Below are 24806 nucleotides of genomic sequence, written 5' to 3'. Positions count from 1 at the left end.
GTTCTGCTTTCACGCCCTCCGCGACACCTGCCGGCCCTACCGCAGGAACGCCGACGTGGTGGCCACGAACCGGTCGGCGTCGTCGAGCCACGGGAAGTGCCCGGCCCGCGCCTGGACGACGAGCTCCGCGTGCGGGAACAGCCCGGCGAGCTCGGTCACCGCGACGGGAGGGGAGTTCAGGTCCACCTCCCCCGCGACCACCTGCACCGGCGAGGTGAAGCGGGCGAGGGCGGCGCGGGTGGCGTCGGGGTCGAAGGCGCCCTCGGAGCCGAAGACCGCCGCCGCCTCGTCGTTGCGCTGCTCGTCCTCGGCGGCCCTGTGCGCCTGGGCCGTCTCGTCCCAGCGGCCGTACCAGAACGGCGCGATGGCCCGGAAGGCGTCGCCGGTGGCCTGTCCGGCCATGACGCTCTCCAGCGCCGCGGACGCCGCCGGGAACCAGGGCTCGCCCTCGCGCAGCCGGGCGATCTCCTTCCGGACGTCTGCGCTGATCGGGATGCCGACGGCGGCGACGCTCGGGGCTATCAGGGCGAGCCTGCCGACGCGTTCCGGGAAGCGGGTCGCGTACAGCAGGGCCAGGTTCGTGCCCGCGGAATGGGCGAGCAGGTCCATCCGGTCGAGTCCGAGGTGCTCGCGCAGGGCTTCGACGTCCTCGACCAGGCGGTCGCAACGGTAGGAGGCGGTGTCGTCCGGCACGGCGGACCGTCCGGTGCCCCGCAGGTCCGTCATGACGAGCTGCCGGTGCGCCGGGAGACCTCCGAGGTCGCCGAGATAGGCGGAAGCCTGCATCGGCCCGCCGGGCAGGCAGATCACGGGGGCGCCGCCGCCGAACGTGTGAAAGGCGAGCTCGGTGCCGTCGTAGGAGGTGAAGAAGTGCATGCTCCGTAGCCTGCGGGAGACCGGCACGGCTCGGCTATCGTTTAGCCACAGCTACATGATGAGGGTCGGATGGCGGTCGAGATCAGGTTCACCGCGGCGTCGGTCGCCAAGGTGCGATTCGCCGTCTCACCGCTGGGCGAGACGGTGCTGGCGCTGCGGATCCTGCTGGGCACGGGCGGCCACGCCGTCCATCGGCCCTGGGTGCGCCAGGCGCGTCCGCCGCTGGCGGGCGAACGCGAGCTGCCGCTGTTGCGGGCGCTGATCTCCGGACCGCTGCCGTCGTTCCTGTTCCCCGCGCCGAGGGAGCGCCTGCCCTCGATGGCGTCCGAACTGGACCTGGTACGGGCCACGCCGGAGGACTTCTTCCGGCAGGAGTACGGCGCGGTCCTGGGCATGCCGGCCGAGAGCGCCCCCGAGCCCGCGACCGTGCTGCCGCGGCTGGCCGAGGCGCTGCGTCGCTGCCACGAGCTGCTGATCGCGCCACAGTGGGGCCGGATGTGCGCCGTTCTGGAGGCCGACATCGGGCGGCGCGCGCTGACCCTGGTGGAGGGCGGGGTGCAGGCGCTGTTCACCGAGCTGCACCGGGACATCGCCTGGGACGACGGCCAGCTCGTGGTGCACGGCCGGCGCGCCCCGCACTCCGTGCACACGGTCGACACCGGCGGGCACGGCCTGGTCCTGCAGCCCAGCGTCTTCAACTGGCCCGACGTGGGCGTCGACAAGGCCCCGGTCACCGCCGCGTCGATCCGCTACCCGGCGACGGGCGTCGGCCTGCTCTGGGAGTCGCCCCCACCGGCGCTGACGGGCCTGGCCCCCGTGCTCGGCCACACCAGGACGCAGATTCTCGCCGCCCTGGCCGAACCCCTGGCGACCGCGGCGCTGGCCACCCGCCTGGGCATCACGCCGAGCGCGGTCTCCCAACACCTGGGCGCGTTGCGCGGGGCCGGTCTGGTGTCCACGCAACGCAAGGGCCGCACCGCCCTCCACCTGCGCACGGACCGCGCGACCCACCTGCTGGGCGGCCCACCCCCGAACGCTCACTGACGGAGACCGGGCGACGGGGGTGAGCTGACAGCGCGCCCCGGCCCCGAGAAGGGGGCCGGGGCGTTTCCCTGCCGTCCGGCAGCCGAGGGCGCGTTACTCCGCCAGGGCGCCGAAGACGTAGGAGCCGGGGGCGTCCGGGTCGTCGCCGGCCCAGAACTCCGTCCAGTGGACGCGGAACTCGTCGCGGGTGAGGTGGCCGTCGCCGTCCAGGTCGAGGCGCGGGAAGATCTCGTCGGTCGCCGAGGGCGCGCCGTTCCACGTCTCGATGAGCGCGCCGTACTCCGAACGGGAGATCAGGCCGTCGCCGTTGAGGTCGATGGCCTCGAACATGGCGTCGGCGGTGCCGGTGACGGCGTCGGCCAGGTCGCCGAGCCCGTCCACGACGTGGAGCACCTGGTCGAGCGAGACGGCCTCGTCGCCGTCGGGGCCGGAGGCGGCCCGCAGCACCGGCCACCAGCCCGTCATGACGGAGACCAGCCGCTCCGGCGGCACGGACCCCGCGACGGCCGTCCAGCGGTGGGCGAGCGCCTGGAAGTCGGCCTGGGTCAGCCGGCCGTCGCCGTCCAGGTCCATCGCCCGGAAGACTCCGCCGACCTTCTTGCGCTGGAACTCACTGGCCACTTCTGCCTCCACTCTTGGGAAGACTCAATGCTGTCGAGGCCTCACCAACCGTGACCATAGTCATTCGAGTGACGAATACGTTACGGATCGTGGCTGCCGGGCGCTCGGAGCGGCGAAGCGCCGACGTCCCAGAGGATGCGCAACAGTGGCAAGCGATTGCCACGCAACCATGTGCCCCAACCTGCATCATTCACATCATCTATTGACAATGTAGGCAAGCGCTTGCAATCTTGTGCCCACTCCCCGACGAACGGGCGATCACGAAAGGACGTGGCGACCGTATGGACGCAAACCGACTGGGCAGACGGCAGCTCCTGCAGGGCGCGCTCGGGCTCGCCGCGCTGGGCGCGTTGGGCGCGTGCGGCTCGGGCGGCAGTGCCACCGGCGGCGCCGGGAGCGGCAGCGCACAGGCCAACGCGCGGGTGACGTTGCCGGGTCACGTGCCTTTCACCGGGCTCAAGGCGGACCTGCCGGGCACGGCCGACGGCGCCCTGCCGGCGTTCTTCGCCTATCCGGCCGACCCGGTGAAGTTCACCGCCGAGGTCCCGGCACGCGGCGGCGCCGTGCACGCCCTCTGCACCATGAACACCCCACCCACCCCGCTGGCCGGCAACCGCTACTGGCAGGCGCTCAACCAGGCGCTCGGCGCCGAGCTGAAGATCACCGGCGCGCCCACCGCCGACTACGTCAACAAGTTCCAGACCATGATGGCCGGCGGCGACCTGCCGGACACCATGGAGGTGCGGGCCAACACGCCGCAGCTCCCCGGCCTCCTTGAGGCGAAATTTCAGGAACTGTCCGAGTTCCTCTCCGGCGACAAGATCAAGGACTATCCCGGTCTCGCCAACATCCCGACCACGAGCTGGCAGTCCACGGTCTACAACGGCGGCATCTACGGCATCCCCATCCACCTGCCCGCGATCCGCCTGGCCGCCTCCGCCCGCGCCGACATCGTCGCCGCCAAGGGCCTGAGCCTGGACGTGCGGTCGGGCGCCGAGTTCGTCGCCCTGCTCAAGGGCCTGACCGAGCCCTCGGCCAACAAGTGGGCCATCGACGAGCCGCTCAGCACCCTGGAGTTCGTCGGCGCCATGCTCGGCGTCGCCAACAACTGGAAGGTCGAGGGCGGCCGCTTCACCAAGAACTACGAGCAGCCCGAGATGAAGAAGGCCCTGGAGGTCGTCGCGATACTGTGGAAGGACCAGGTCTTCCACCCCGACGCCTTCACCGCCACCGGCGCGCAGAAGGTCGCCTGGATGTCCAGCGGCGCCACCAAGATCCACGTGGGCGCGTCCACCTGGTCCAACATCGCGATCGCCGCCCGCGCCGCCGACCCGAAGGCCGAGCTCAAGGCCCTGCAACCGCCGAAGTTCGACGGCGGCGGCCCCGCGCCCACCTACCTCGGCCCGGCCGTCTTCTCCATCACCGGGCTGAAGAAGGCGCCCAAGGACCGCATCGAAGAGGTGCTGCGGGTGCTCAACTGGCTGGTCTCGCCCTTCGGCACCGCCGAGCACCGCCAGCGCGTCTACGGGGTCAAGGACTGGGACTTCACGCTCAAGGGCACCGACCCGATCCACACCGACGCGGGCAAGTCGGAGACCACCGTGCCCACCCTCTACATCGCGGCCTCGCCGGTCGTGCACTACGCGCCCGGCCACCCCGACATCACCAGGAACGAGTACGAGGCCGAGAAGGCCGCCCTCGTCGACGCCGAGCCCTGGCCGATCGGGGGCCTGTACTCGGCCACCGACCAGAGCCAGGGCGCGACGCTCGACAAGCGGATGCGTGACCTGCAGGCCGACATCATCCAGGGCCGCAAGCCCGTCTCCGCGTGGGACGAGGGCGTGGCCGCCTGGAAGTCGGGCGGCGGGGACAAGACGCGCGCCGAATACCAGGACGCGCTACAGCAATCAGGGAGGAACTGATGATCCGATTAGTGCTGGCCGCCCTCGCCGTCACGCTCGTGCTCCCGGGCACCGCGCACGCCGCCCGCGGGACCGCCCTCGTGCTGCCGGACCCGCCCGCGCACGGCATCGCCCGCGCCCAGGTGTTCGACAGCCAGGTGCCGGACAAGTCGGTCTACCAGGGGAAGGTCTCCTTCACCTGGGGCGCCTACCCCATCACCGGACAGCCCGCCGGGCTGGTCCCCAGCCGCTACATGCCGGTCATCCGCGACAACAGCCCCGACCGTCCGCTGGCGTGGTACCAGACCAACCACCCCGACTGGATCATGTACAAGGAGGACCGGGTCACGCCGGTCCTCCAGTCGGGCAGCTCCCAGGCCGTCACCCTCGACGTGGCCAACCCGGCGGCCCGGCAGTTCATGCTGGACAACCTGGTCAAGCCGGCCGCCGCGCTCGGCTACCAGGTGATCGCCATGGACAACGTCGTGCCGTGGAACTGGACCGCCGCCTCCGGCCACTACGACCAGGCCGGCACCTGGGTGCAGCAGTACGCGTCCGGCACCGACGACCCCGCCTACGCCGCGGCCTTCCTCGACTACCTGTGCTGGATGAAGAAGGAGATGCACAAGCTGGGCCTGGCCCTGGCGGGCAACATCAGCCCTCTGGGCGTCAACGCCTGGCAGCGCCAGCAGTCGGCGCAGGCCGTGCAGATCGTCGACCTGTGGCTGCACGAGGGCGGGTTCACCCGCGCCCGCGACGCGAACATCACCGACGACGAGTGGGCGCAGACGTTCGCCCTCTACCGCTCGGTCGTGGGCGTCAAGCCGGTCGTGACGGTGAACCAGACGACCACCACCGCGCTCGCCGACGCCGGTCAGCAGCAGGTCGACTGGATCATCGCCAACTACCTGCTGGTACGCGAGCAGCGGACGATGCTCACGCTCTGCGGGCGCAACCAGTACGGCGTCTGGCTGGACCGGCCCGAGCTGGACGTCGACCTCGGCACCCCCACGGGCGCGCCCGTCCAGGACGCCTCGGGCGCCTGGCGGCGTGACTACCAGCTCGGCAAGGCGCTGGTGAACCCGTCCTCCACCCAGAGCGCGACCGTCACCCTGCCCCCGGGCACCTGGACCGACTCGCACGGCGTGGCCCACACCGGCCAGGTCACCCTGATCCCCAATTCCGGCCTGATCCTGACCAGCTGAGGAAGACCACGTGCGCCTCCACCTCACCTCCCCCGGCGAGCCGCTGCCCGGCCTGGCCGAGATCGCCGCCGAGTACCCGGAGCGCTTCGGCGACGGGCCGGACGCCGTCCGCGTCCGGATGGTCCCCGGCGACGCGCCCGGCTACGCGATCGAGCGGGAGGACGGCGGCTGGCGCCTGACCTACGACCGCCCGCGCGACGCCTACCGGGCCCTGGGCGTCGCGATGGGCGATCTGTCCCCGCGTGCGGCGTCCAGTCCGTTCCGATCGCTGGCCCTCATGCTGGACGTGTCGCGCAACGCCGTCATGCGTCCCGCGTCGATCGCCTCCTACCTGCGCAAATGCGCGCTCATGGGCATCGACACGCTCTGGCTGTACATGGAGGACGTCTACGAACTGCCCGGCGAGCCCCTGTTCGGCTACGCCCGCGGCGCCTACACCGCCGACGAGCTGCGCGCGATCGACGACCAGGCGCACCGGCTGGGCATCGAGGTGATCCCGTGCGTGCAGACGCTCGGGCACCTGGAGCAGATCCTGCAGTGGCCGCGCTTCTGGCCGCTGCGCGACACCGAGCGCGTGCTGCTGGCCGGGGACGACGACGCCTACGCGCTGATCGGCCGGATGATCGAAACGGTCGCCTCCTGCTTCCGCAGCCGCCGCGTGCACATCGGCATGGACGAGGCCCACGGCATCGGCTCGGGCCGGTACCGCCGCCGCTTCGGCGAGCGGCCGCCGTTCGAGATCCTGTCCGCGCATCTGGAACGCGTGGTGGCGATCTGCGCGGAGCGCGGGCTGCGGCCGATGATCTGGAGCGACATGTACTTCCGGCTCGGCTCGGCGATCGACCACTACTACGACCCCGGCTCCGTGATCCCGTCCTGGGTGGCGGGCGGCATCCCCGCGCCGGTCGAGCTCGTCTACTGGGACTACGAGCACGGCGAGCGCGCCTTCTACGACGAGTGGATCCGCAGGCACCGGGAGGGCCTGGGCAAGGACCCGGTCTTCGCGGCGAGCGGCTGGACGCATCACCGCATGTGGGCCGCGCTGCCGAAGGCCCTGGCGACGCTGTCGGCCGGGATGGCCGCCGCCCGCGACGCGGGCCTGGCCGAGGCGGCCGTCACCCTGTGGGGCAACGACGGCACCGAGTGCGACCTGTTCTCCGCCCTTCCCGCCGTCCAGCGCTTCGCCGACCTGGCGTACGGCGGTCCGGACGAGGACCTGGCGGCCACCTTCGCCGGGTCGTGCGACGCCACGCTGGACGGCTGGCTGGCCGCGGCCGAACTGGACCTGCTGCCCGGCTCCGGCGACCCGGTGGCCTGGCGCGGCAACCCGGCCAAGTGGCTGCTCTGGCACGACCCGGTGCTCGGCTTCCTCACCTCCGGCCTGCCGCCCTGGCTGGCCGGTCACTACGACGACCTGGCCGCCCGCCTGCGGGAGGCCGCGCGGGTCAGGCCCGGCGACGTCCGGCTGGCCTTTCCCGCCCTGCTCGCCGAGGTGCTGGCCGCCAAGGTGCGGCTGCACACCGGCGACGACGCCGACCTGTCCGCCCTGACCGACGGGGTGCGCCGCCTGCGCGAGCTGCACCGCCGGGTCTGGTGCGGCGACAACAAGCCGTTCGGCTGGGACGTGATCGACCGCCGCTACGGCGGCCTGCTCGCCCGCCTGGACCACCTGGCCGAGCACGGCCGTCCCGACTTCGAGCGCCACGATCCCTATCCGGACGGCGGCGCGATCGCCCAGTGCCTGCCGTACGCCAGGGTCGCGTCGGCGGGTTTCATCAGCTGAGAAAGGGTGCGCATGCTGCTCAGAAGGCCGCCTGCCGTACGTCAGGAGAGCCGCTGGCGGCGCGACAGGTTCCTGTTGCTGCTGGCCGTGCCCGGCATGACGATCGTGATCCTGTTCCACTACGTGCCGCTGCTGGGGAACGTGGTGGCCTTCCAGGACTACCAGCCCTACATCGGGATCTTCGAGGCGCCCTGGGTGGGCCTGCGGAACTTCGAGGGCATCTTCACCTTCGACCCCGCGTTCGTCAACGCCCTGGTGAACACGCTGGTCATCTCGTTCCTCCAGGTCGTGTTCGTCTTCCCGGTGCCGATCGCGCTGGCGCTGCTGCTGAACTCGCTGCTTTCGGAGCGCGTCAAGCGGGTCGTGCAGTCGGTGTTGTACCTGCCGCACTTCATGTCCTGGGTGATCGTGGTCGCGATCTTCCAGCACATGCTGGGCAACGGCGGGCTGCTCAACGCCTGGATGCGCAGCAAGGGCATGGAGGGGTTCGACCTGATCGGCGACCCCGGCCTGTTCAAGGTGGTGATCACGTCCCAGGTGATCTGGAAGGACACCGGCTGGGGCACGATCCTGTTCCTGGCCGCGCTGTCCCGGGTCGACCTGGCGCTCTACGAGGCGGCGGCGGTCGACGGGGCGAGCCGGATGCGGCAGATGTGGCACGTCACGCTGCCCGCGATCCGCGGCGTCATCGTGCTGCTGCTCATCCTCAAGCTGGGCGACGTGCTGACCGTCGGGTTCGAGCAGATCCAGCTCCAGCAGCGGGCGGTGGGCGTGGACGCCTCCGAGGTGCTGGACACCTACGTCTACAACAACGGCGTGACCGGCGGGAACTGGGGCGTGTCGGCCGCGGTCGGGCTGGTCAAGGGCGTGATCGGGGTGGCGCTGGTGCTGGCCGCCAACAAGATCGCGCACATCTTCGGCGAGAGGGGCGTGTACTCGCGATGACGAGCGCGCACATCACCAGGGCGGCCGGCCGCCGCGACGCGCGCCCCAGGGAGCTGCGCAACGGCCTGGAACCGGCGGGCCGGCCGATCAGGGCGCTCAAGGGCGTCGTGCTGCTGGCCGCCTGCCTGGTGGTGATCCTGCCGTTCGTCGCGGTGATCGCCACCAGCCTGGCCGACCAGGTGCAGATCAACCTGGCCGGCGGCTACGTCCTGTGGCCCGAGCACCCCACGCTCGACGCCTACCGGGCGATCTTCGCCGGCGGCGTGGTGTCGCGGGCGCTGTTCGTGTCGCTGGGCGTCACGGTCGTCGGCACCCTGCTGAGCCTGACCTGCACGACGCTGCTGGCCTACTCGCTGTCGCGGCCGGGCAGCTTCGCCTCCCGGCCGTTGCTGCTGCTCGTGCTGTTCACGCTGCTGTTCTCGCCCGGCATGATCCCGAGCTACCTGATCGTCAAGCAGCTCGGCCTGCTGGAGTCGTACTGGTCGCTGATCCTGCCGGTGCTGGTCAACGGGTTCAACGTGATCGTCGTCCGCTCGTTCTTCCTCGACCTGCCCAGGGACCTGCTCGACTCGGCGCGCATCGACGGGGCCGGCGAGTTCCAGGTGCTGCGCCGGGTGGTGCTGCCGCTGTCGAAGGCGGTGCTGGCCGTCGTGGGCCTGTTCTACGCGGTCTCGTACTGGAACAGCTTCTTCTCGGCCATGCTCTACCTCAACGACTCGGCCAGGTGGCCGCTGCAGCTCGTGCTGCGCACGTACGTGGTCGACAACGCCACGATGGGCGTGGACAACACCGCGCTGACCGGCGAGCTGCCGCCGCCGCAGCAGGCCCTGCAGATGGCCGTGCTGGTCATCTCGCTGGTGCCGATCCTGATCGTCTACCCTTTCCTGCAACGTCATTTCGCCAAGGGCATTCTGATCGGGGCGGTCAAGGGATGAGCACGGTCTGGCTGTTCACGGGCGACAGCGTGACCCAGGGGGCGTTGCACACCTTCGGCTGGCGCGACTACACCCAGCTGTTCGCCGAGCGGGTGCGCTTCGAGCTCAACCGGCCGGCCGACGCGGTCATCAACACCGGCGTCAGCGGCCAGAAGGTCTCCCAGCTCGACGTCGAGGGCGCGGTGCTGCGCCACCGGCCCGACGTGGTCGCGCTGATGTTCGGGCTCAACGACTGCGCGGCCGGGCCCGCGGGCCTGCCCGGTTTCGTCCGCGACTACGCCGCGGTGATCTCCCGCGTACGGGAGGCCGGCGCGACGGTCGTGCTCCAGACGCCCAACCGGGCCCCGGAGTCCGGCTGGGCCGACCTGCCCGCCTACGCCGAGGCGGTGCGCTCGCTCGACGCCGACGTGCTGGTCGACCACCACGCCACCTGGGACGGCGGCGAGCACTGGATGGGGTCGGGCTGCCACCCCAACGAGTACGGCCACCGGGCGCTGGCCAGGAACCTGCTGCGGGCGCTCGACCTGTGGGAGCCGGTCGGGGTGAGCGGGTCGCTGTTCATCCCGTGACACCGGGGATGACCGACTCCCAGCCGTCCTGCGGGTCGCGCAGCTCGACGGCCGCCACCGCGTCGTCGAGCCTGGCGGCCCATCGCGCGTAGACGGCCTGGCCCGCCTCGCCGTACAGCTCGACGGTGGCGCCGAGGCGCTCGTGGCGGGCGAAGGCCAGGGCGCGCAGGACGTCGTGCACGCGGGCCGCGCCGAGGCTGTCGCCGAGCCAGAGCAGGTCGGTCATGAGCTTGTAGGTGGTGCCGAAGTAGGCGCCGTCGGGGCGGGCGGTGACGGGGGCCGGGGCGAGCGCGCCCACGCCGCGGACGTCGAGGGCCAGGACGGCCCGGCCCGTGCCGATTCTCTCCCTGATCCAGTCCTGGCGGCCGGGCAGGGACGCGGTGCCGTGCTCGAACAGGGCGACGACCAGGGTGCCCGCCGGGTCCGGCGCTCCGGCCAGGACGCCCGCGTTCCACACGTCACGCTCGGAGCGCCAGAACACGTGCCGGACGGGCACCAGCGCCTCGGGACGGTCGAACCAGCGCGGGAAGAACTCGGCGGGCGGCTCACGATGGGCGCGGACGAGCGCCGCGACCTGCTCGATCGAGGCCGGCCGCGCCGGCGGATCGGGCACGTGCGGCGTGCCGGGACGGTCGCGGAAGACGCCGTCGCGGGTGCAGGCCAGGGCCTCTGCGGGCAGGGTCTCCGGTTCGGCCTCGGAACGCACGACGCCGCCCAGGTGGCGGGCCAGGAAGGCGGTCGCCGCGCGGGCCAGCTCCGGGTGGTAGCCGTGGGCCACGGGGGCGCGGGCGACCGACAGCGCGCCGGGGGCGTCCAGCAGGGCGTAGGCGCGGGCGGCGCGGGACACCGTCTCCAGCGTGCCGTCCAGCGGGAAGAAGTCGTAGTCGGCCGCCAGCACCAGGGCCGGGCGCGGGGCCATGGCCATCAGCAGGTCCTCGTGGCCGACGCCCAGCAGGGTGCCGCCGGGCAGGATCTGCTCGGCGTCCTGGGCCTGTCCGGCCCACAGGTAGGCGCGTCTGCTGGTGACGAACGTGCCGGGCGCGGCGGCGGCCAGCCGGGGTTCGAGCGCCATCATGAGCGTGGTGAGCACGCCGCCGCCGCTGTTGCCGGTGATGCCGACGCGCGCCGGGTCGACGTCGGGGCGGGCGCACAGGTGGTCGAGGCCGCGCCGGGCGTCGTGCACGAAGTGGGCGGCCAGGGAGTGGCCGGCCCGCCAGCAGGTCACCCCGGCGTCGGTGTGCTCGGAGACGCCGCCGTCGCCCCGGTCGGCGAGGGCGCGTTCGCCCTGGCCGACGGGGTCCATGACGAGGACGACCAGCCCCGCCCCGGCCAGGCGGGCGCAGACGGCCTGGTACGTGGGGTGCGCCTTGGCCTGACCGCCGTGCCCGCAGACGAACAGCACGGCCCCCGCGGGCTCGGGCAGGTGGGCGGGCCGCCAGAGGTTGGCCGGCACCGGGACGCCGGGCGCGGTGTGCAGCAGCAGGCGTTCGACGACGAGGTCACCGGTGCGCACGCTGCCCAGGTGCTCGACCTCCGGCGGGGCCGTGCCCTCCGCGAAGGGCGGGAGCGTCTCGCCGTACAGGCTCGTGGTGAGGGCGGCGCGCACGGCCGCCTGCCGGGCGCGGACCTCGGCCGGAGTGGACAGCGCGTCGTTGACCGCCTCCCACCGCGACAGCAGCCGCTCGGTGCGCCGGTAGACGTGGGCCTGGAGGTCGTGCGTGACGTCGAAGCGGCCGTCGAGGAACGGCCCGAACCCGGGGATCACCGGCTCGGGGCCGGTCCGGTCGAGCTGCGCACCACCAGGTAGGTCTCCAGCTCCACCAACGGCGGCGGGGGCTCGCCGTGCAGCCCGTCGAGGACGTCGAGCAGCAGGTCGACGGCGGTGGCGCCGGCCTCGGCGCCGGGCACGTGGATCGAGGTGAGCGTCGGGTAGGCCATGCCGGACAGCGGGCTGTCGTCGATGCCCATGACGCTCAGGTCGCGCCCGACGCTGAGGCCGCGCTCGGACATGCGGGCCATCACGCCCAGCGCGATGAGGTCGTCGTAGGCGATGACGGCGGTGGCCGGGCTGCCCTGCAGCAGGTCGGCCGCCTGCACCCCGGCCTGCACCTGCGGCTCGAACGGGCCGAACGTCACCAGCTCGGCCCCGAGCTGCGCGCACGCCTCGGTGATCGCGGCCTGGCGCTGCTGGTTGGACCACGAGCGCCGGGGGCCGGCCAGGTAGCCGATCCGCCGGTGGCCGAGCGCCACCAGGTGCTCGACCGCCTGGCGCATGCCGTCGGCGTTGTCGATCAGCACGGACGGGTGCTCGGGCACGCGCCGGTTGACGAACACGGTGGGCCCGAGCCGCCCGATCTCGGCGATGCGCGGCTCCGGCGAGCGGGGCGAGACCATGATCAGGCCGTCGACCTGCTTGCTCAGCACCCGTGCCCGGTCGAGCTCGTCTGCGGCCCGCTCGTCGGTGTCGGCCAGCACCACGACGAGGTCCTTGCGCGCCGCGCGGGCCTGCACCGCCTTGATGATCGGTGGGAAGAACGGGTTGGCCACGTCGGGCACGATGAGGCCGATCGTGCCGGTGCGCCCCATCGACAGCGACCTGGCGACCCGGTTGGGCGTGTAGCCCATCTCACGGGCGACCCGGGCCACCTTGTCGCGGGTCTGCGCGCTGACCCTGCCCGGATCGGACAGGGCGCGCGAGACCGTGGACGGCGACAGGCCGCACGCCTGGGCGACATCGGCCAGGGTGACGGTCATGGGCATCTTTCCTTCATGGGTGCGACGCTAGCGCAAGCGGTTGCGCATGGTTTCCGGTTGTGCAGCTTTCTCTGCCGCTTCCATCATAGGCAACCGCTTGCGAGAAGGGCTTCGACATCCACGGGCTGACCGGTCTGCGACGACCGCCGGACGGCCTCGCCGACCGCCACGGCCCTGGCGCCGTCCAGGCTGCCGGCGCGCAGGCCCAGCGGGTCGGCGCCGTCCCCGGCGAACAGGTCGCGCACGAGGAGCTCGTCGGCGCCGAGATGCCCCCCGGCCTCCCCCTCGACGACGATCTCCCGCCGGTCGCCGAACATCGGGTGGACGACGATCGGCTCGGGCGGGCCTACGGCCTGCCTGCCGTATTCGAGGCCGGCCTCGATGCGGCCGTGCGTGCCGTTGATGCCCAGCCGGTAGCCCTCCCACGGCGCGGAGAACTGGATGCTGTACGACAGATGAGCGCCGCCACGGTAGCGCACGAGGGCCGCGTAGTTGTCCTCGATGTCGATCTCCGTGTCGTAGATGTGACCGAGAGGGCTGTCGGGCAGCGACACGCCTTCCTCGGCCCAGCGCCGCCGGTAGGGGTCGTCGGCCGCGTGCGGGCTGCCGGCGCCGTAGTAGGCGCGCGAGCCGTAGCCGAAGACCTGCGCGGGCACGTCGGCCAGCCACCAGCCGACCAGGTCGAAGTGGTGGCAGCTCTTGTGCACCTGGAGGCCACCGGACAGCTCGGCCCGGCGGTTCCAGCGCTGGAAGTAGCTGGCGCCGTGCAGGGTCTCGACGTTCCAGACGAGTTCGACGCCGACCACCCGGCCGATCTCGCCCGCCATGAGCAGCCGTTTGATCGCCTGGTGGCGGGGGGCGTAGCGCAGGTTGTGAGTGACGCGGACCCGGCCGCCTGGGTCGGCCTCGACGATCCTGGCGGCGTCGCGGGCGGTGGTGACCATGGGCTTCTCCGACACCACGGTCAGGCCGCGGGCCAGGCCGGTGAGGATGGCCTCGGCGTGCGTGAAGTCGGGCCCGGCGACCAGCAGGGTGTCGGGGCGGGTCTCGGTGATCAGGTCGTCCAGCCGGTCCGGCGGGTACCAGGGCAGAACGGGGTCGAGGTCGCGTACCCGGGCCTCGTCGGGGTCGCACACCGCGACGATCTCCCCGTCCCCGGCGTGGGCGCCGAGCAGCGGGCGGACGAACACCGACATCGCCCGCCTGCTCAGCCCGGACAGCGCGTAGCGCCGGCGCTCAGCCACCGTTCACCGCCGGCTCGTCGGTGACCAGCGCGGCCGAGTCGCGGTCGAGGAAGAGCCGCGCTCCGGCCTGCCCGCGCAGCCACGTGGCCGGGCAGTGCGCCCCGACCGGCCCGCGCAACGCCTGCCGCACGGCGTGCGCCTTGCGTGCCTCCGGCACCACGGCCTGCACGTGCCGCGCCCCGAGCAGGGCGGGGACGGTCAGCGTGATGGCCGTGGCCGGAACCGCGCCGAACCCGGCGAAGTGCCCCTCCCCCACCTGCTGGTGCCGGGAGGCGGAGGTGAGGGTGATCACCCGGGCCCATCGGGGGTCGTCGCGGTCGGCGTCGTGCGGCTCGTTGAAGGCCAGGTGCCCGTTCTCCCCGATGCCCAGGCAGACCAGGTCGAGCGGGGCCTCCCGGAGCAACGCCTCGTAGCGGGCGCACTCGGCCTCGGGGTCGGCCGCGTCGCCGTCGATGTAGCACACCCGGGCCGGGGCGAAGGGCTCCTCGACGTGCTCCCTGATCCAGCGGCGGAAGGAGGCGGGGTGCCGGTCGTCGATGCCCACGTACTCGTCCATGTGGAACACGGTCACCTGCTCCCACGGCACCTGCTCCTCGCGCAGGGCGGCGACGAAGGCGAGCTGGGAGTTGCCGGTGGCGATCACGACCCGGGCGGCGCCGGCGGCCGACACGCGCGAGCGCAGGACGTCCGCCGTGTGGCCGGCCGCCGCGACGGCCATGGCCCGCTGGTCGTCGTACACGGCGACCGGCAGCGCTTCGGCGTCGAATCGGGCGAGGGGCTCGTTCACGTGGTGGTTTCCCTTCTGATGACGGCCGCGGCGCCGTGCCGGGCCAGGTCGCGCAGGTCGGCGAGGACCTGCCCGGTGAAGGCGGGCTCGTCCGGCAGGTCCGCGCCGAACACCTCGGGCACGCGCAGCGCCTCTTCGGGCGGCAGCGAGCGCAGCCGGTCGGCGAGCGGGTCGGAGACCTCCAGGGGCCGCCCGCGGTCGTCCACGCCGCCGCGGACGTGCCGCAGCCAGGCGGCGACGGCCAGGCAGGCCCAGCGCGGGTGCGCCCCGGCCGCCAGCCGGTCCCTGACGGTGCCGAGCAGCCGGATGGGCACCTTGAGCGAGCCGTCGATCGCCACCTGGGCGCACCGGTGGCGCAGCGCGGTGTTGCGCATCCTGGCCAGGATCGCGGCGGTGTAGACCGCCAGGTCGAGGCCGTCCGGCGGGGTCAGCGAGGGCAGGACGTCCTCGGCGGTCAGCCGGTGGGCGAGCGCCTCCAGCGCGGGGTCGGCGAGCGCCGTGGCGATGTGCTCGTGCCCGATGAGCGCGCCGGTGTAGGCGAGCGTGCTGTGGGTGCCGTTCAGGATGCGGATCTTGGCCTGCTCGTGCGGGGTGACGTCGGCGGTGAACAGCGCGCCGCCGCGCTCCCACTCCGGCCGCGCGGCCGGGAAGCCGTCCTCCAGCACCCAGTGCGTGTACGGCTCCGCCACGACGACGGCTGGGTCGCCGGTGAGCTCCCGGTCCTCCCTGGTGGCGGCGGGGACGATGCGATCGACGACCGTGCCGGGGAAGGTGACCTCGGCCCCGATCCCGGCGTACTCCTGGAAGAGCTCCCGGAGGCGGCGGCCGTTGCCCGGCACGTTGTCGCACGACACCACGGCCAGCGGCCCGGCGTCCTTCCGCGCCCGCGCGGCCAGCCCCTCGGCGAGCAGGGCGACGACGGCGCCGCCCGGCCGGTACGCCTTCTCGGTGACGGTCAGCGTGACGACCGTGGTCTCCGGGTCGGCGAGGACCGCGACGACCCGGTCGCGTTCGGTGGGGGCGTGCAGGGTGGCGCGGATCGAGGAGATCGTGCGGGCGGTGGCGCGTTCGCCGTCGCGCACGAGCAGCGTGTAGCGGTGCCCGCGCTCGCGCAGGGCGCGCACGACCTCGGCCGAGCGGGGCGCGACCGCGCACACCTCCCATCCGGCGTCCTCGGTGTAGACCGCCTGGTGGGCCCGGTGGAAGGCGCCCAGGCCGACGTGGACCACGCGCGGCATCACATCACCGCGCCGAGCTGCCAGGGCACGAACTCCTCGGCGCCGAAGCCCAGCTCCTCGCTGCGCGTCGGCTCACCCGAGGCGACCCGCAGCACCAGGTCGAAGATCTGCCTGCCGACGGTCTCCAGATCGGCGCGGCCGTCGGCGACGGGACCGCAGTCGAGGTCCATGTCCCCGGCCATGCGGCGGAACAGCTCGCTGCTGGTGGCCAGCTTGGCGCTGGGGACCGGGCGGCAGCCGTAGACCGAGCCGCGGCCGGTGGTGAAGCAGATGACGTTGGCGCCCCCGGCGACCATGCCGGTGGCCGACACGGGGTCGTAGCCGGGCGTGTCCATGAAGACCAGGCCCTTGGCCTCGACGCGTTCGGCGTATTCGTAGACGGCGGTCAAAGGCGTGGAACCGCCCTTCGTGACCGCTCCGAGGGACTTCTCCAGGATTGTGGTGATCCCGCCCTCCCGGTTGCCCGGTGAGGGATTGTGGTCCATGCTGCCGCCGTGCGCGGCGACGTACTCGCGCCACCAGGCGACGCGTTCCATCAGCCGGGCGGCGACGCGCGGGTCGGCGGCCCGTTCGGCGAGCAGGTGCTCGGCGCCGTAGATCTCCGGGGTCTCCCCCAGCACGGCGGTGCCGCCCTGGGCGACCAGCAGGTCGGCGGCGACCCCCAGGGCGGGGTTGGCGGTCAGGCCGGAGTAGCCGTCGGAGCCGCCGCACTGCAGGCCGAGGATCAGCTCCGAGGCGGGGACGCGGGTGCGCCGGGCCCTGGCGACGTCGGGGAGCAGCTCCTCGACGGCCCTGGTGGCGGCGTCGACCGTCTTCCTCGTGCCGCCGAGCTCCTGGATGGTCATCGTGGGGATGTCGGTCGTGGGCTGGTTGACCTCGCAGCCGAGGCCGAGCATGAGGATCGCGCCGAAGTTGGGGTGGGCGGCGTAGCCGTCGAGGGTGCGGCGCAGGATCGCCAGGCCCTCGCCGTCGTCGGCCAGGCCGCAGCCGGTGTTGTGGGTCAGGGCGACGACGCCGTCGATGCCCTCGTGGTCCTGGAAGCGCTGGGCCACGAGTCTGGCGACCGTGGCCGAGCAGTTGACCGAGGTGAGGATGCCGATGTGGTTGCGGGTTCCGACCCTGCCGTTGGGCCGTACATAGCCATTGAAGTACGACATTTCGTGAGGTGTGGCGGTCGGTGGTGGTGGGGCGGGGGCCGTCCGGCGGGGGGCGGTGTCGTCGTAGCGCAGGTTGTGCGTGTGCACGTGCGCGCCCGCCGCGACCGGGGCCGACGCCACGCCGATGTGCTGGCCGTACTTGAGCACCGGCTCGTCGGCCCGCAACGCCCGCAACGCGACCTTGTGTCCCCTCGGCACGTCCTCGGCGAGCACCAGCCCGCCGTGCCGCTCACCCGCGCGCAGGTCGCGTAAGGCGACCGCGACGTCATCCCCCTCGCGCAGCCGCAGCAGATCCTCGCCCATCAGGCAGTCCCCTCGTCCAGCCGCAGCAGATCCTCGCCCATCAGGCAGTCCCCTCGTCCAGCCGCAGCAGATCCTCGCCCATCACGCAGTCCCTTCCCGGAGCCCGTCCTCGTCCAGCAGCCAGCGCCCGCCCACGATCGTGGCCCGCACGCCGAAGTCGTCGTCGAACAGCGCCAGGTCGGCCAGGCGGCCCGCCCGCAGCGCCCCCAGGTCGCGCCGCCCGAGCACCCGCGCGGGTGTGGCCGTGGCCATCGCGACCACCTCCGGCACGCTCAGCCCCAGCTCGCGCCGCAGGTGGCCGAGCATCGGGCCGAGCCCGGTCGTGCTTCCGGCGAACGCCGCGCCGCCCGGCAGCATCCCCACCCCGTCGCGCACGACGCAGTCGAGCGCGCCCAGCCGGTACGGCGAGCCGTCCGGCAACCCGGCGCCCGGGGTGGCGTCCGACACCACGCACAACCGCCCCGGCAGGCAGCGCGCGGCGATCCGCAGGAGTTGCGGCGGCAGATGCCGGCCGTCGGCGATCACCTCGGCGGTCAGCCCGTCGCTGGCCAGCGACTCCTCCAGCAGCCCCGGCACCCGCCACGGCCCCTGCCGGATCAGCGCCGACTGCCCGCTCCACAGGTGGGTGAGGTGCGTGACCCCGGCCGCGACGGCGGCGGCGAAGACGTCCCCGGCGGCCTGGCTGTGCCCGGCGGCCACGACGCTCCCGGCGGCGGCGAAGCGCCGCACGGCCTCGATGCCGCCGGGCAGCTCGGGAGCGAGGGTGACCATGCCGGGCGTGCCGGCGGCCAGCAGCGCGCCGACCGCCTCGCCCGACGGGTGCAGGAGCAGCCCCGGGTCGTGCGCCCCGGCCTGCTCGGGGGCCAGGAACGGCCCTTCCAGATGGACGCCGAGCAGCCGCGCGCCGTCCCGCCGGTGCTCGTCCTGCTCGGTGAACGTCCGGGCCAGCGCGAGGCGGTCGGCCATGTCGGCCAAGGGAGCCGTGGCCAGCGACGCCTGGACCGCGGTCACGCCGAAGCGCGTCTGGGCGGCCAGCACCGCCGCCCAGTCGGCGGCCTCCCCCTGGTCGAACCCGTGCCCGGCGGCTCCGTGCGTATGCAGGTCGATCAGGCCCGGCGTCAGGTACAGGCCGCCGGCGTCCACGCGCGGCACGCCGTCCAGCGATCCGGCGGGCAGCACCGCCTCGATCCGGTCGCCGGAGACGATGACGGCCAAGTCCTCCCGGACCTCCTCCGGCAGGACCGTCCGGACGCCGGTCAAGGCGTATCTCGCCATGCACTCCCCCATCGCGGCAAGCGGTTGCGCAACCTGTTTATCCCATTGAAGACGCCGCCATCAAGAGCTTGTCGGCAATTGCCGCAAACGCTTGCCTTACGTATGATCGGCGCCACGCGAAGCAGAGAGGAGCGCCCGTGTCCCCCGCACGACGCTTCGAGGGCCGCGACGCCCTCGACCCGCACCCCGAGGACCACCCGTCATGAGCGACCTCCGCATCGCCGTCGTCGGCGCGGGCCAGCGGGTCAGCATCGCCCAGGAGGCGCACCGCCCCGGCCGGGGCGCCCGGATCACGACCGTCTGCGATCTCGACCCGGCCCGCCTCGCCCGTGCCAGGACCCTGTTCGGCGACGACGTGCGCACCACGACCCGCCTGGAGGAGGCCCTCGACGCGGACGCCATCATCGTGGCCACCCCCGACCACCTGCACGCCGGGCACGCGATCGCCGCCCTGAGCGCGGGCCTGCCCACGTTCGTGGAGAAACCGCTGGCCACCACCGTGGACGACGCCGACCGCGTCCTGGAGGCGGCCCGCGCCCACGGCGCCCGCCTGTACGTCGGCCACAACATGCGTCACATGCCGGTCGTCCGCGAGATGCGCTCGCTGATCGGGCAGGGCGCGATCGGCGAGGTGACGGCCGTCTGGTGCCGCCACTTCGTCGGCCACGGCGGCGACTACTACTTCAAGGACTGGCACGCCGACCGCCGCAACACCACCGGCCTGCTGCTGCAGAAGGGCGCCCACGACCTCGACGTCATCCACTGGCTGGCCGGTTCGCGCACCGGCCTGGTGACGGCCATGGGCTCCCTGGGCGTCTACGGCCGCGTCGAGGACCGCTCACCCGGCCTGGACGAGCACTGGTTCGACCCCGGGCGCAACTGGCCGCCGCTCAGCCAGCGCGGCCTCAACCCGGTCATCGACGTGGAGGACCTGTCGATGGTCCTGATGCGGCTGGACAACGGGGTGCAGGCCAGCTACCAGCAGTGCCACTACACGCCCGACTACTGGCGCAACTACACGGTGATCGGCACCGAGGGCAGGCTGGAGAACTTCGGCGACCATCGGGGCACCGGCGTCGTACGGGTGTGGAACAGGCGCCGGCGCGACTACGACGCCGACGGCGACCTGGTCGTCACCGTGCCCGAGGCCGAAGGCGGGCACGGCGGGGCCGACCGGGCGCTGATGACGGAGTTCCTCCGCTTCGCCAGGGACGGCCGGGCCACCGACACCTCGCCCGTGGCCGCCCGGGACGCCGTGGCGGCGGCGTACCACGCGACCCTGTCGCTCCGCTCGGGGTCCACGCCGTGCGCGGTGCCGCCGGTCTCCCCTGAGGTATCGGCCCATTTCGCGATCCAGGACGCTGGAATCACCGGGGGCGGCGTCGGGCGAGTGCCGGGCGCATGATTATGATCAAGGTCGCGGCGGAAATGATCTACCGTTCCGCCGCGATGGCCGCCCCACCCCCGAAGGGATGCTATGCCCAAGCTCACCCGTGCCGCCGCGACCACGTTCGCGGCGGTCGCCCTGGCCGCGACCTGCTCCGCGCTGACCGCGCCCGCCAGCTCCGCAACCACCTCGGTCGCGGCGTCCACCTGGATCAAGTACGGCGACTACTCCAGCGAGGCGAAGTGCGTCGCCAAGGGCAAGCAGCTCAAGGCCAGCGGCGCCTACCTGTCGTACTTCTGCGAGTACACCGGTTTCTTCACGCTGATGGTCCTGACCAGGTAGTCGCCTGATCGCCGCCGGCCCGGAGGTCATCTCCTCCGGGCCGGCGGGCTCGAACCTCACCCGCCGGCGGGCTCACCGAAGATCATGGTGTGCCCGAGCGGCCAGCCGGGGTCGCCGGTGCGGGCGAAACGCACCCAGGCGGCGTGCATCGCGTCGGCCACCGCCTGCGGCGCGTCCGGCCCCGCGGTGCGTGCGACGCCGGGCGCGTCCAGCACGTCGAAGACGAACGGCAGGTCGAGGTTGTGCACCGCGCCCACGCGTCCGCCGCCGACCGGGCTCTCGACGGGCGACTCCCACCGGAACTCGTAGCCGTGGGCGGGCCTGGCCTCGCGGATCCAGCGGGTCTCGCGGGTGAACAGGTGCTCGGTGACGGCGCGTCCGACGCGTTCGGCGGGCGTGCGGCCGGGTTCGTCCACCTGGACGCCGAGATGGTCCAGCAGGGCCTGCGCACCGGCCTCGTCGACACCGGCGGCCATCCGGCGGACGAACACGTCGGCCTCCTGGGACGTGCAGCCGACCAGCAGGGGCAGATCCCCGCTCGCGCCCGCGCGCAGGGCGGCCAGCGGGACGTCCGGGATCAGATCGCCGTCCACGACCGGCTTGACCGGCACCGACTCGTTCAGCCCGCCGGAGTCGCCGGTCAGCGGCGGCGGCTGTTCGGCGACGAGCGCCTCGGGGGACAGCGCGGCGAAGGCCGACCTGGTCGGGGCGATGCCCAGCCGGGCGGCGAGCGCCTTGGCATGGTCGCGGGCCTCCTGCTCGCCGGCGACCAGGGTGGCCGAGCCGCTCATCACGATCGCGCGATGGAACAGCCCTGCGGCGCGGGGCATCGTCAGCAGGGTGGCGACGGCGGCGGCGCCCGCCGACTGCCCGGCGACCGTCACGTTGCCGGGGTCGCCGCCGAAGGCCGCGATGTTGTCGCGCACCCACTCCAGCGCGGCCAGCCAGTCGAGGACGCCCCGGTTGAGCGGGGCGTCCTCCAGGGCCAGGAAGCCCTCGAAGCCGAGCCGGTAGTTGACGGCCACGCAGACCACGCCGTCGCGGGCGAAGCGGTGGCCCTGGTGCCAGGCCGCCCCGTTGCCGCCGATGGAGAACGCGCCGCCGTGGATCCAGACCAGGACGGGCAGCCCCGCCGGGCCGGTCCGCGGGGTGCGCACGTCGAGGTTGAGGCAGTCCTCGCCGGCCTGGAAGACGTCGGGCGCATACAGGCCGATGTCCTCACCGGCCGCCTGCGGGGCGGCGGGGCCGCGCGTGACGGCGGGCCGCACGCCGTCCCACGCCGGTGGCGGGACGGGCGCGCCGAAGCGGTGCTCGCCGAAGGGCGGGGCGGCGTACGGCACCCCGAGAAAGGCGAGCACCCCCTCCTCGACCATGCCCTCGACCAGCCCCGACGCGGTACGCACGATCATGCCCGGCGCCATCCGGCCGTCCCTTCGACGATTCTGACGGCCGCCCGGGTGAGCGGCTCAAGCCCGGCCTCGTCCACCTTGTCCAGGGTGTCGGCCGAGTCGAACAGGTACATGGGAGCCGACAGGAAGTGCACGAGCGGCACCCCTTCGGGATGGAAGAAGGCCCCGTCGGTGGGCGGCATCGGCGAGAACACGTCCGGCGGCAGCACGAACGAGCGTCTCAGGTCCTCCGCGACGAGGGCCGCCGCCACCAGGCTCTCCAGCTCCGGCTTCCTGCTGGTGAACCACCAGCGGGTCTCGGGGTCGCCGGTGGGCGTGAGCTCGCCGTCCTCGACCACGCACCGCCGGGCGGCGTGCTCCAGGTGGAGCTGGAGGACGACGTCGTCCAGCAGGCCGCGGTTGTCCTCGATGAAGGCCCGGGTGCCGGCGGCGTGCGCCATGTGGCCCGCGGTCAGCAGGAAGAGCAGGTTGTGCGGCCGGTCGCGCTCGGGCACCGCGGCCCAGTACTGGGCGGCGGCCAGCACCAGCGCGATCCCGGAGGCGTCCTCGACGGCCGAGGCCCAGGGCGCGTCGTGGTGCGAGCCGATGATCATCCACTGGTCGGAGCGGCCGGGGAGCGTGCCGATCACGTTGTGCGAGACGGCCGGGCCCGTCTCCGACTCGACGGTGAGCGTGCCCGTACAGGGCCCCTCGTCGACCAGGTCGAGCACCCGGCGCGAGTCGCCGCCCGACAGCCAGACGGCCGGCAGGTCGCGGTGGACGGCGTCGTAGGGCACGTAGTAGTCGCGGGTCTCCCACGGCACCCCGGTCAGCGCGCCCGCGAAGGCGGCGGCGCCGCCGTCGATGACGCCCTGGAGGACGTCGAGGTAGTCGAGCTGGAACGGCAGCGTCTGGACCAGCTCACCGAAGACGTCCTCGGGGTCGTGCACGGCCGTCGCCAGGTCCCTGACATAGGACTGCGGCAGCTCGGTGAAGGCGTACTCGGGCACGACGATCGCCCCCGGCACGACCTCGCGGCTGACCGGCGCGCGCACGACCGCCTTCGGCGTGGTGTAGGGCAGGGCGGAGGCCGCCACCCGGACGCCCCTGGACGGGTCGGCGTCCAGGCGCACCTCCAGGGCCGCCGTCACCGGCCGCCAGACGGGCAGCTCGACCGGCGTCAGCCGCACGTCGCGCAGCCCGAACCCGGTGAAGCGCTCGGCCGCCCACGCGGCGGTCCAGTCGTCGGCCGGGTAGCCGGGACGCCTGACGCCCCGCGCGGTGACCGTCTCGATCCACGCCATCATCCGCGCGGCGCCGGGGACCAGGTCCGGGATCATCGTTTCAGCCCTCCGAAGGTGAGCCCCGCCACGTAGTAGCGCTGCAGCGCGACCATGAGGACGAACGGCGGCACGGCGGTGACCAGCGCCGCGGTGGTGGTCAGGTGGTAGGTGACGCCGACCTCGCTCTGGAAGTTGGCCAGCCCCACCGGCAACGGCCACAGCTCCTGCTCGTTGGCCACGATCAGCGGCCACAGCAGGTTGTCCCACTGCGCCAGGAAATGCACCAGGAACAGGGTGATGAGCGCCGGCTTGAGCAGCGGCACGGCGATGCGCGCGAAGATGCGGAACTCCCCCGCGCCGTCGACCCGCGCGGCCAGCAGTAGCTCCTTGGGGATGCCGAGGGCGAACTGCCGCACCAGGAAGACGCCGAACGCGCTGATCATGCCCGGCACCATCATGCCCTGGAACGTGTTGACCCAGCCGAGCTCCTTCACGATGAGGAAGACCGGGATGACCAGGACCATCGGCGTGAGCGCCAGCGTGCCGACGACCAGCGCGAACAGCAGGCGGCGGCCGGGGAAGGACAGCTGGGCCATCGCGTGCCCGGCGGCGGCCGAGAAGATCACGTCCAGGACGGCGGTGCCGACGCACAGGATGAGGCTGTTGCGCAGGTACGTGGGCAGGTTGCCGTCGCCGAACAGCACCCCGATGTTCTCGGGCAGGTGGAAGCCGTTGAAGACCAGCCCGCGCAGGTCGGTGTCGTCGGGCGCCGAGGCGACCACGATCATGGCGTAGACCGGCAGCAGCATGAACCCGACCGCGACGATCAGCCAGGCGGTACGCAGGACCCTCATTCGTCGCCGCCCTTCAGGAACGTGAACTGCAGCGCCGAGACGATCACCATCGCGGCCAGCAGCACCATGCCCATCGCGGCGGCATAGCCCATGTGCTCGTAGGGGAAGGCGTTGGCCCAGATGTAGTAGGGCAGCACCTGGGTGGCGTCGGCGGGCCCGCCGCCGGTGAGCAGGAAGGCGGGCACGAACGCCTGCATCGATCCGGCCACCGAGATGACCAGGACGAACAGCAGGGTCCTGCGCAGCAGCGGGAGCGTGATCCGGGTGAACGTGGTCACCGGCCCCGAGCCGTCGATGGCGGCGGCCTCGTACACCTCGCCGGGCAGCGCCTGGAGGCCGGCGGTCAGGATGATCACGAACAGTCCCATGCTCTTCCAGACGACCATCACGACCAGCGCCCAGATGGCCAGGCCGGAGCTGGTCAGCCAGGACTGCGGCGCGATCCCGACCAGGCCGAGCAGCGTGTTGGCCAGGCCGCGGTCGGAGTAGATGATCACCCAGACCATCGACGTCGCGGCGAGCGGCATCACGGCCGGGATCATGACGAGCGCCCTGAGCCAGCGGTTGAGCCGTCCCGGCCTGCTCAGCGGCACGGCCACCAGCAGGGCCAGCACGATCGTCGGGACGACCGTGCAGACCGTGTAGACGACGGTGATCCACGCCGAGTTGAGGAAGCCGGGATCGGCGAACATGCGCTCGTAGTTGGCCAGCCCGATCCAGTTGGGCGTCCCGGCCATCTCGTAGTCGGTGAAGCTGAGATAGATCGCCGACAGGAACGGGACGAGCCAGAACACCACGAAGAAGACGGCCACCGGCAGGGTCAGCGCCACGCCCGCCGTGGCCTCGGGACGGGCCCTGACCCTGCCGAGCACGCCCACCGGCCCACTCGGACGGGCTCCGACCTCGCCGAGCACG

At 72.8% G+C, this 24806-nt stretch carries 22 protein-coding genes; 9 read left to right on the top strand and 13 right to left on the bottom strand.

What is annotated here, in order from left to right:
- Positions 1-36 precede the first annotated feature (36 nt).
- The gene (locus tag AB0J97_RS27870) at positions 37-876 is read right to left on the bottom strand and encodes an alpha/beta hydrolase (RefSeq protein WP_364093537.1); all 840 of its coding nucleotides are present in this window, start codon (positions 874-876) and stop codon (positions 37-39) included.
- Positions 877-945: 69 nt separating this feature from the next.
- Here AB0J97_RS27870 and AB0J97_RS27865 point away from each other — a divergent pair, with 69 nt between their 5' ends.
- Complete coding sequence (locus tag AB0J97_RS27865; RefSeq protein ID WP_364093533.1) at positions 946-1920, top strand: DUF5937 family protein; 975 nt, start codon at positions 946-948, stop codon at positions 1918-1920.
- 93 nt (positions 1921-2013) lie between these two features.
- Here the strand turns inward: AB0J97_RS27865 and AB0J97_RS27860 are convergent, their stop codons facing one another.
- Positions 2014-2541, bottom strand: coding sequence for an EF-hand domain-containing protein (locus tag AB0J97_RS27860; protein ID WP_364093530.1), 528 nt, complete (start codon positions 2539-2541; stop codon positions 2014-2016).
- 281 nt (positions 2542-2822) lie between these two features.
- Here AB0J97_RS27860 and AB0J97_RS27855 point away from each other — a divergent pair, with 281 nt between their 5' ends.
- Genes AB0J97_RS27855 through AB0J97_RS27830 form a run of 6 tightly spaced genes read left to right on the top strand, consistent with a single transcriptional unit; the run spans position 2823 to position 9879 of the window.
- The gene (locus tag AB0J97_RS27855) at positions 2823-4463 is read left to right on the top strand and encodes an extracellular solute-binding protein (protein ID WP_364093526.1); all 1641 of its coding nucleotides are present in this window, start codon (positions 2823-2825) and stop codon (positions 4461-4463) included.
- Positions 4463-5647 (top strand): putative glycoside hydrolase, encoded by a 1185-nt coding sequence (locus AB0J97_RS27850; RefSeq protein WP_364093523.1) that lies wholly within the window; start codon positions 4463-4465, stop codon positions 5645-5647. Before AB0J97_RS27855 ends, AB0J97_RS27850 begins: the two co-directional genes overlap by 1 nt.
- A 10-nt stretch (positions 5648-5657) precedes the next feature.
- Complete coding sequence (locus AB0J97_RS27845) at positions 5658-7430, top strand: family 20 glycosylhydrolase (RefSeq protein WP_364093521.1); 1773 nt, start codon at positions 5658-5660, stop codon at positions 7428-7430.
- Between the two features lie 12 nt (positions 7431-7442).
- Entirely contained in the window at positions 7443-8375 is a 933-nt protein-coding gene (locus AB0J97_RS27840) for an ABC transporter permease subunit (RefSeq protein WP_364093518.1), read from the top strand.
- Positions 8372-9310, top strand: coding sequence for a carbohydrate ABC transporter permease (locus AB0J97_RS27835; protein ID WP_364093515.1), 939 nt, complete (start codon positions 8372-8374; stop codon positions 9308-9310). The genes AB0J97_RS27840 and AB0J97_RS27835 overlap by 4 nt, the downstream gene beginning before the upstream one ends.
- Complete coding sequence (locus AB0J97_RS27830; protein ID WP_364093512.1) at positions 9307-9879, top strand: SGNH/GDSL hydrolase family protein; 573 nt, start codon at positions 9307-9309, stop codon at positions 9877-9879. The genes AB0J97_RS27835 and AB0J97_RS27830 overlap by 4 nt, the downstream gene beginning before the upstream one ends.
- On the opposite strand, the gene AB0J97_RS27825 is transcribed toward AB0J97_RS27830, so the two are convergent.
- The 7 genes from AB0J97_RS27825 to AB0J97_RS27795 form a co-directional block, all read right to left on the bottom strand.
- The gene (locus tag AB0J97_RS27825) at positions 9869-11644 is read right to left on the bottom strand and encodes an acetylxylan esterase (RefSeq protein WP_364093509.1); all 1776 of its coding nucleotides are present in this window, start codon (positions 11642-11644) and stop codon (positions 9869-9871) included. The two genes, AB0J97_RS27830 and AB0J97_RS27825, sit on opposite strands and share 11 nt — an antisense overlap.
- On the bottom strand, positions 11641-12633 hold the full coding sequence (locus AB0J97_RS27820; RefSeq protein WP_364093506.1) for a LacI family DNA-binding transcriptional regulator: 993 nt from the start codon (positions 12631-12633) through the stop codon (positions 11641-11643). The genes AB0J97_RS27825 and AB0J97_RS27820 overlap by 4 nt, the downstream gene beginning before the upstream one ends.
- Before the next feature lie 83 nt (positions 12634-12716).
- A complete protein-coding gene (locus tag AB0J97_RS27815) occupies positions 12717-13877 on the bottom strand; it encodes a Gfo/Idh/MocA family oxidoreductase (RefSeq protein ID WP_364093503.1) in 1161 nt (386 codons plus the stop codon).
- Positions 13870-14664: a glucosamine-6-phosphate deaminase gene (locus AB0J97_RS27810; protein ID WP_364093500.1), complete on the bottom strand. Its 795-nt coding sequence runs from the start codon at positions 14662-14664 to the stop codon at positions 13870-13872. Before AB0J97_RS27810 ends, AB0J97_RS27815 begins: the two co-directional genes overlap by 8 nt.
- A complete protein-coding gene (locus tag AB0J97_RS27805) occupies positions 14661-15902 on the bottom strand; it encodes a mannitol dehydrogenase family protein (RefSeq protein ID WP_364093497.1) in 1242 nt (413 codons plus the stop codon). Before AB0J97_RS27805 ends, AB0J97_RS27810 begins: the two co-directional genes overlap by 4 nt.
- Positions 15902-17362: an altronate dehydratase family protein gene (locus tag AB0J97_RS27800; RefSeq protein ID WP_364093494.1), complete on the bottom strand. Its 1461-nt coding sequence runs from the start codon at positions 17360-17362 to the stop codon at positions 15902-15904. Before AB0J97_RS27800 ends, AB0J97_RS27805 begins: the two co-directional genes overlap by 1 nt.
- An 81-nt stretch (positions 17363-17443) precedes the next feature.
- The gene (locus AB0J97_RS27795) at positions 17444-18637 is read right to left on the bottom strand and encodes an amidohydrolase family protein (RefSeq protein WP_364093491.1); all 1194 of its coding nucleotides are present in this window, start codon (positions 18635-18637) and stop codon (positions 17444-17446) included.
- 202 nt (positions 18638-18839) lie between these two features.
- Here AB0J97_RS27795 and AB0J97_RS27790 point away from each other — a divergent pair, with 202 nt between their 5' ends.
- Together AB0J97_RS27790 and AB0J97_RS27785 are read left to right on the top strand one after the other, a co-directional pair.
- The gene (locus tag AB0J97_RS27790; protein WP_364093488.1) at positions 18840-20042 is read left to right on the top strand and encodes a Gfo/Idh/MocA family oxidoreductase; all 1203 of its coding nucleotides are present in this window, start codon (positions 18840-18842) and stop codon (positions 20040-20042) included.
- 72 nt (positions 20043-20114) lie between these two features.
- The gene (locus AB0J97_RS27785) at positions 20115-20366 is read left to right on the top strand and encodes a hypothetical protein (protein ID WP_364093485.1); all 252 of its coding nucleotides are present in this window, start codon (positions 20115-20117) and stop codon (positions 20364-20366) included.
- A 56-nt stretch (positions 20367-20422) separates the two neighbouring features.
- Here AB0J97_RS27785 and AB0J97_RS27780 read toward each other — a convergent pair whose 3' ends face one another.
- From AB0J97_RS27780 to AB0J97_RS27765, 4 genes are read right to left on the bottom strand one after another with little or no spacing between them, the layout of a single operon-like run.
- The gene (locus AB0J97_RS27780; protein WP_364093482.1) at positions 20423-21775 is read right to left on the bottom strand and encodes a carboxylesterase family protein; all 1353 of its coding nucleotides are present in this window, start codon (positions 21773-21775) and stop codon (positions 20423-20425) included.
- Positions 21772-23094: a M28 family peptidase gene (locus tag AB0J97_RS27775; protein ID WP_364093479.1), complete on the bottom strand. Its 1323-nt coding sequence runs from the start codon at positions 23092-23094 to the stop codon at positions 21772-21774. The genes AB0J97_RS27780 and AB0J97_RS27775 overlap by 4 nt, the downstream gene beginning before the upstream one ends.
- A complete protein-coding gene (locus AB0J97_RS27770) occupies positions 23091-23891 on the bottom strand; it encodes a carbohydrate ABC transporter permease (protein ID WP_357703550.1) in 801 nt (266 codons plus the stop codon). Before AB0J97_RS27770 ends, AB0J97_RS27775 begins: the two co-directional genes overlap by 4 nt.
- The gene (locus AB0J97_RS27765) at positions 23888-24805 is read right to left on the bottom strand and encodes a sugar ABC transporter permease (RefSeq protein ID WP_364093475.1); all 918 of its coding nucleotides are present in this window, start codon (positions 24803-24805) and stop codon (positions 23888-23890) included. The genes AB0J97_RS27770 and AB0J97_RS27765 overlap by 4 nt, the downstream gene beginning before the upstream one ends.
- Between the last annotated feature and the right edge of the window lies 1 nt (position 24806).

Origin of the sequence: Nonomuraea sp. NPDC049607 (assembly GCF_040675375.1) — a bacterium.
Taxonomy (GTDB): Bacteria; Actinomycetota; Actinomycetes; order Streptosporangiales; family Streptosporangiaceae; genus Nonomuraea.
The sequence above is the reverse complement of the archived record's forward strand: the minus strand, read 5'-3'. Positions and strand labels throughout refer to the sequence as shown.

What these genes read in the sequence shown, in the direction of transcription:
- AB0J97_RS27775 (WP_364093479.1), bottom strand. Translation starts at nt 23,094, where the DNA reads ATGATCCCGGACCTGGTCCCCGGCGCCGCGCGGATGATGGCGTGGATC.
- AB0J97_RS27780 (WP_364093482.1), bottom strand. Translation starts at nt 21,775, where the DNA reads ATGATCGTGCGTACCGCGTCGGGGCTGGTCGAGGGCATGGTCGAGGAG.
- AB0J97_RS27795 (WP_364093491.1), bottom strand. Translation starts at nt 18,637, where the DNA reads ATGGCGAGATACGCCTTGACCGGCGTCCGGACGGTCCTGCCGGAGGAG.
- AB0J97_RS27805 (WP_364093497.1), bottom strand. Translation starts at nt 15,902, where the DNA reads ATGCCGCGCGTGGTCCACGTCGGCCTGGGCGCCTTCCACCGGGCCCAC.
- AB0J97_RS27785 (WP_364093485.1), top strand. Translation starts at nt 20,115, where the DNA reads ATGCCCAAGCTCACCCGTGCCGCCGCGACCACGTTCGCGGCGGTCGCC.
- AB0J97_RS27855 (WP_364093526.1), top strand. Translation starts at nt 2,823, where the DNA reads ATGGACGCAAACCGACTGGGCAGACGGCAGCTCCTGCAGGGCGCGCTC.
- AB0J97_RS27840 (WP_364093518.1), top strand. Translation starts at nt 7,443, where the DNA reads ATGCTGCTCAGAAGGCCGCCTGCCGTACGTCAGGAGAGCCGCTGGCGG.
- AB0J97_RS27865 (WP_364093533.1), top strand. Translation starts at nt 946, where the DNA reads ATGGCGGTCGAGATCAGGTTCACCGCGGCGTCGGTCGCCAAGGTGCGA.
- AB0J97_RS27850 (WP_364093523.1), top strand. Translation starts at nt 4,463, where the DNA reads ATGATCCGATTAGTGCTGGCCGCCCTCGCCGTCACGCTCGTGCTCCCG.
- AB0J97_RS27790 (WP_364093488.1), top strand. Translation starts at nt 18,840, where the DNA reads ATGAGCGACCTCCGCATCGCCGTCGTCGGCGCGGGCCAGCGGGTCAGC.
- AB0J97_RS27835 (WP_364093515.1), top strand. Translation starts at nt 8,372, where the DNA reads ATGACGAGCGCGCACATCACCAGGGCGGCCGGCCGCCGCGACGCGCGC.
- AB0J97_RS27870 (WP_364093537.1), bottom strand. Translation starts at nt 876, where the DNA reads ATGCACTTCTTCACCTCCTACGACGGCACCGAGCTCGCCTTTCACACG.
- AB0J97_RS27800 (WP_364093494.1), bottom strand. Translation starts at nt 17,362, where the DNA reads ATGGGCGAGGATCTGCTGCGGCTGCGCGAGGGGGATGACGTCGCGGTC.
- AB0J97_RS27770 (WP_357703550.1), bottom strand. Translation starts at nt 23,891, where the DNA reads ATGAGGGTCCTGCGTACCGCCTGGCTGATCGTCGCGGTCGGGTTCATG.
- AB0J97_RS27820 (WP_364093506.1), bottom strand. Translation starts at nt 12,633, where the DNA reads ATGACCGTCACCCTGGCCGATGTCGCCCAGGCGTGCGGCCTGTCGCCG.
- AB0J97_RS27830 (WP_364093512.1), top strand. Translation starts at nt 9,307, where the DNA reads ATGAGCACGGTCTGGCTGTTCACGGGCGACAGCGTGACCCAGGGGGCG.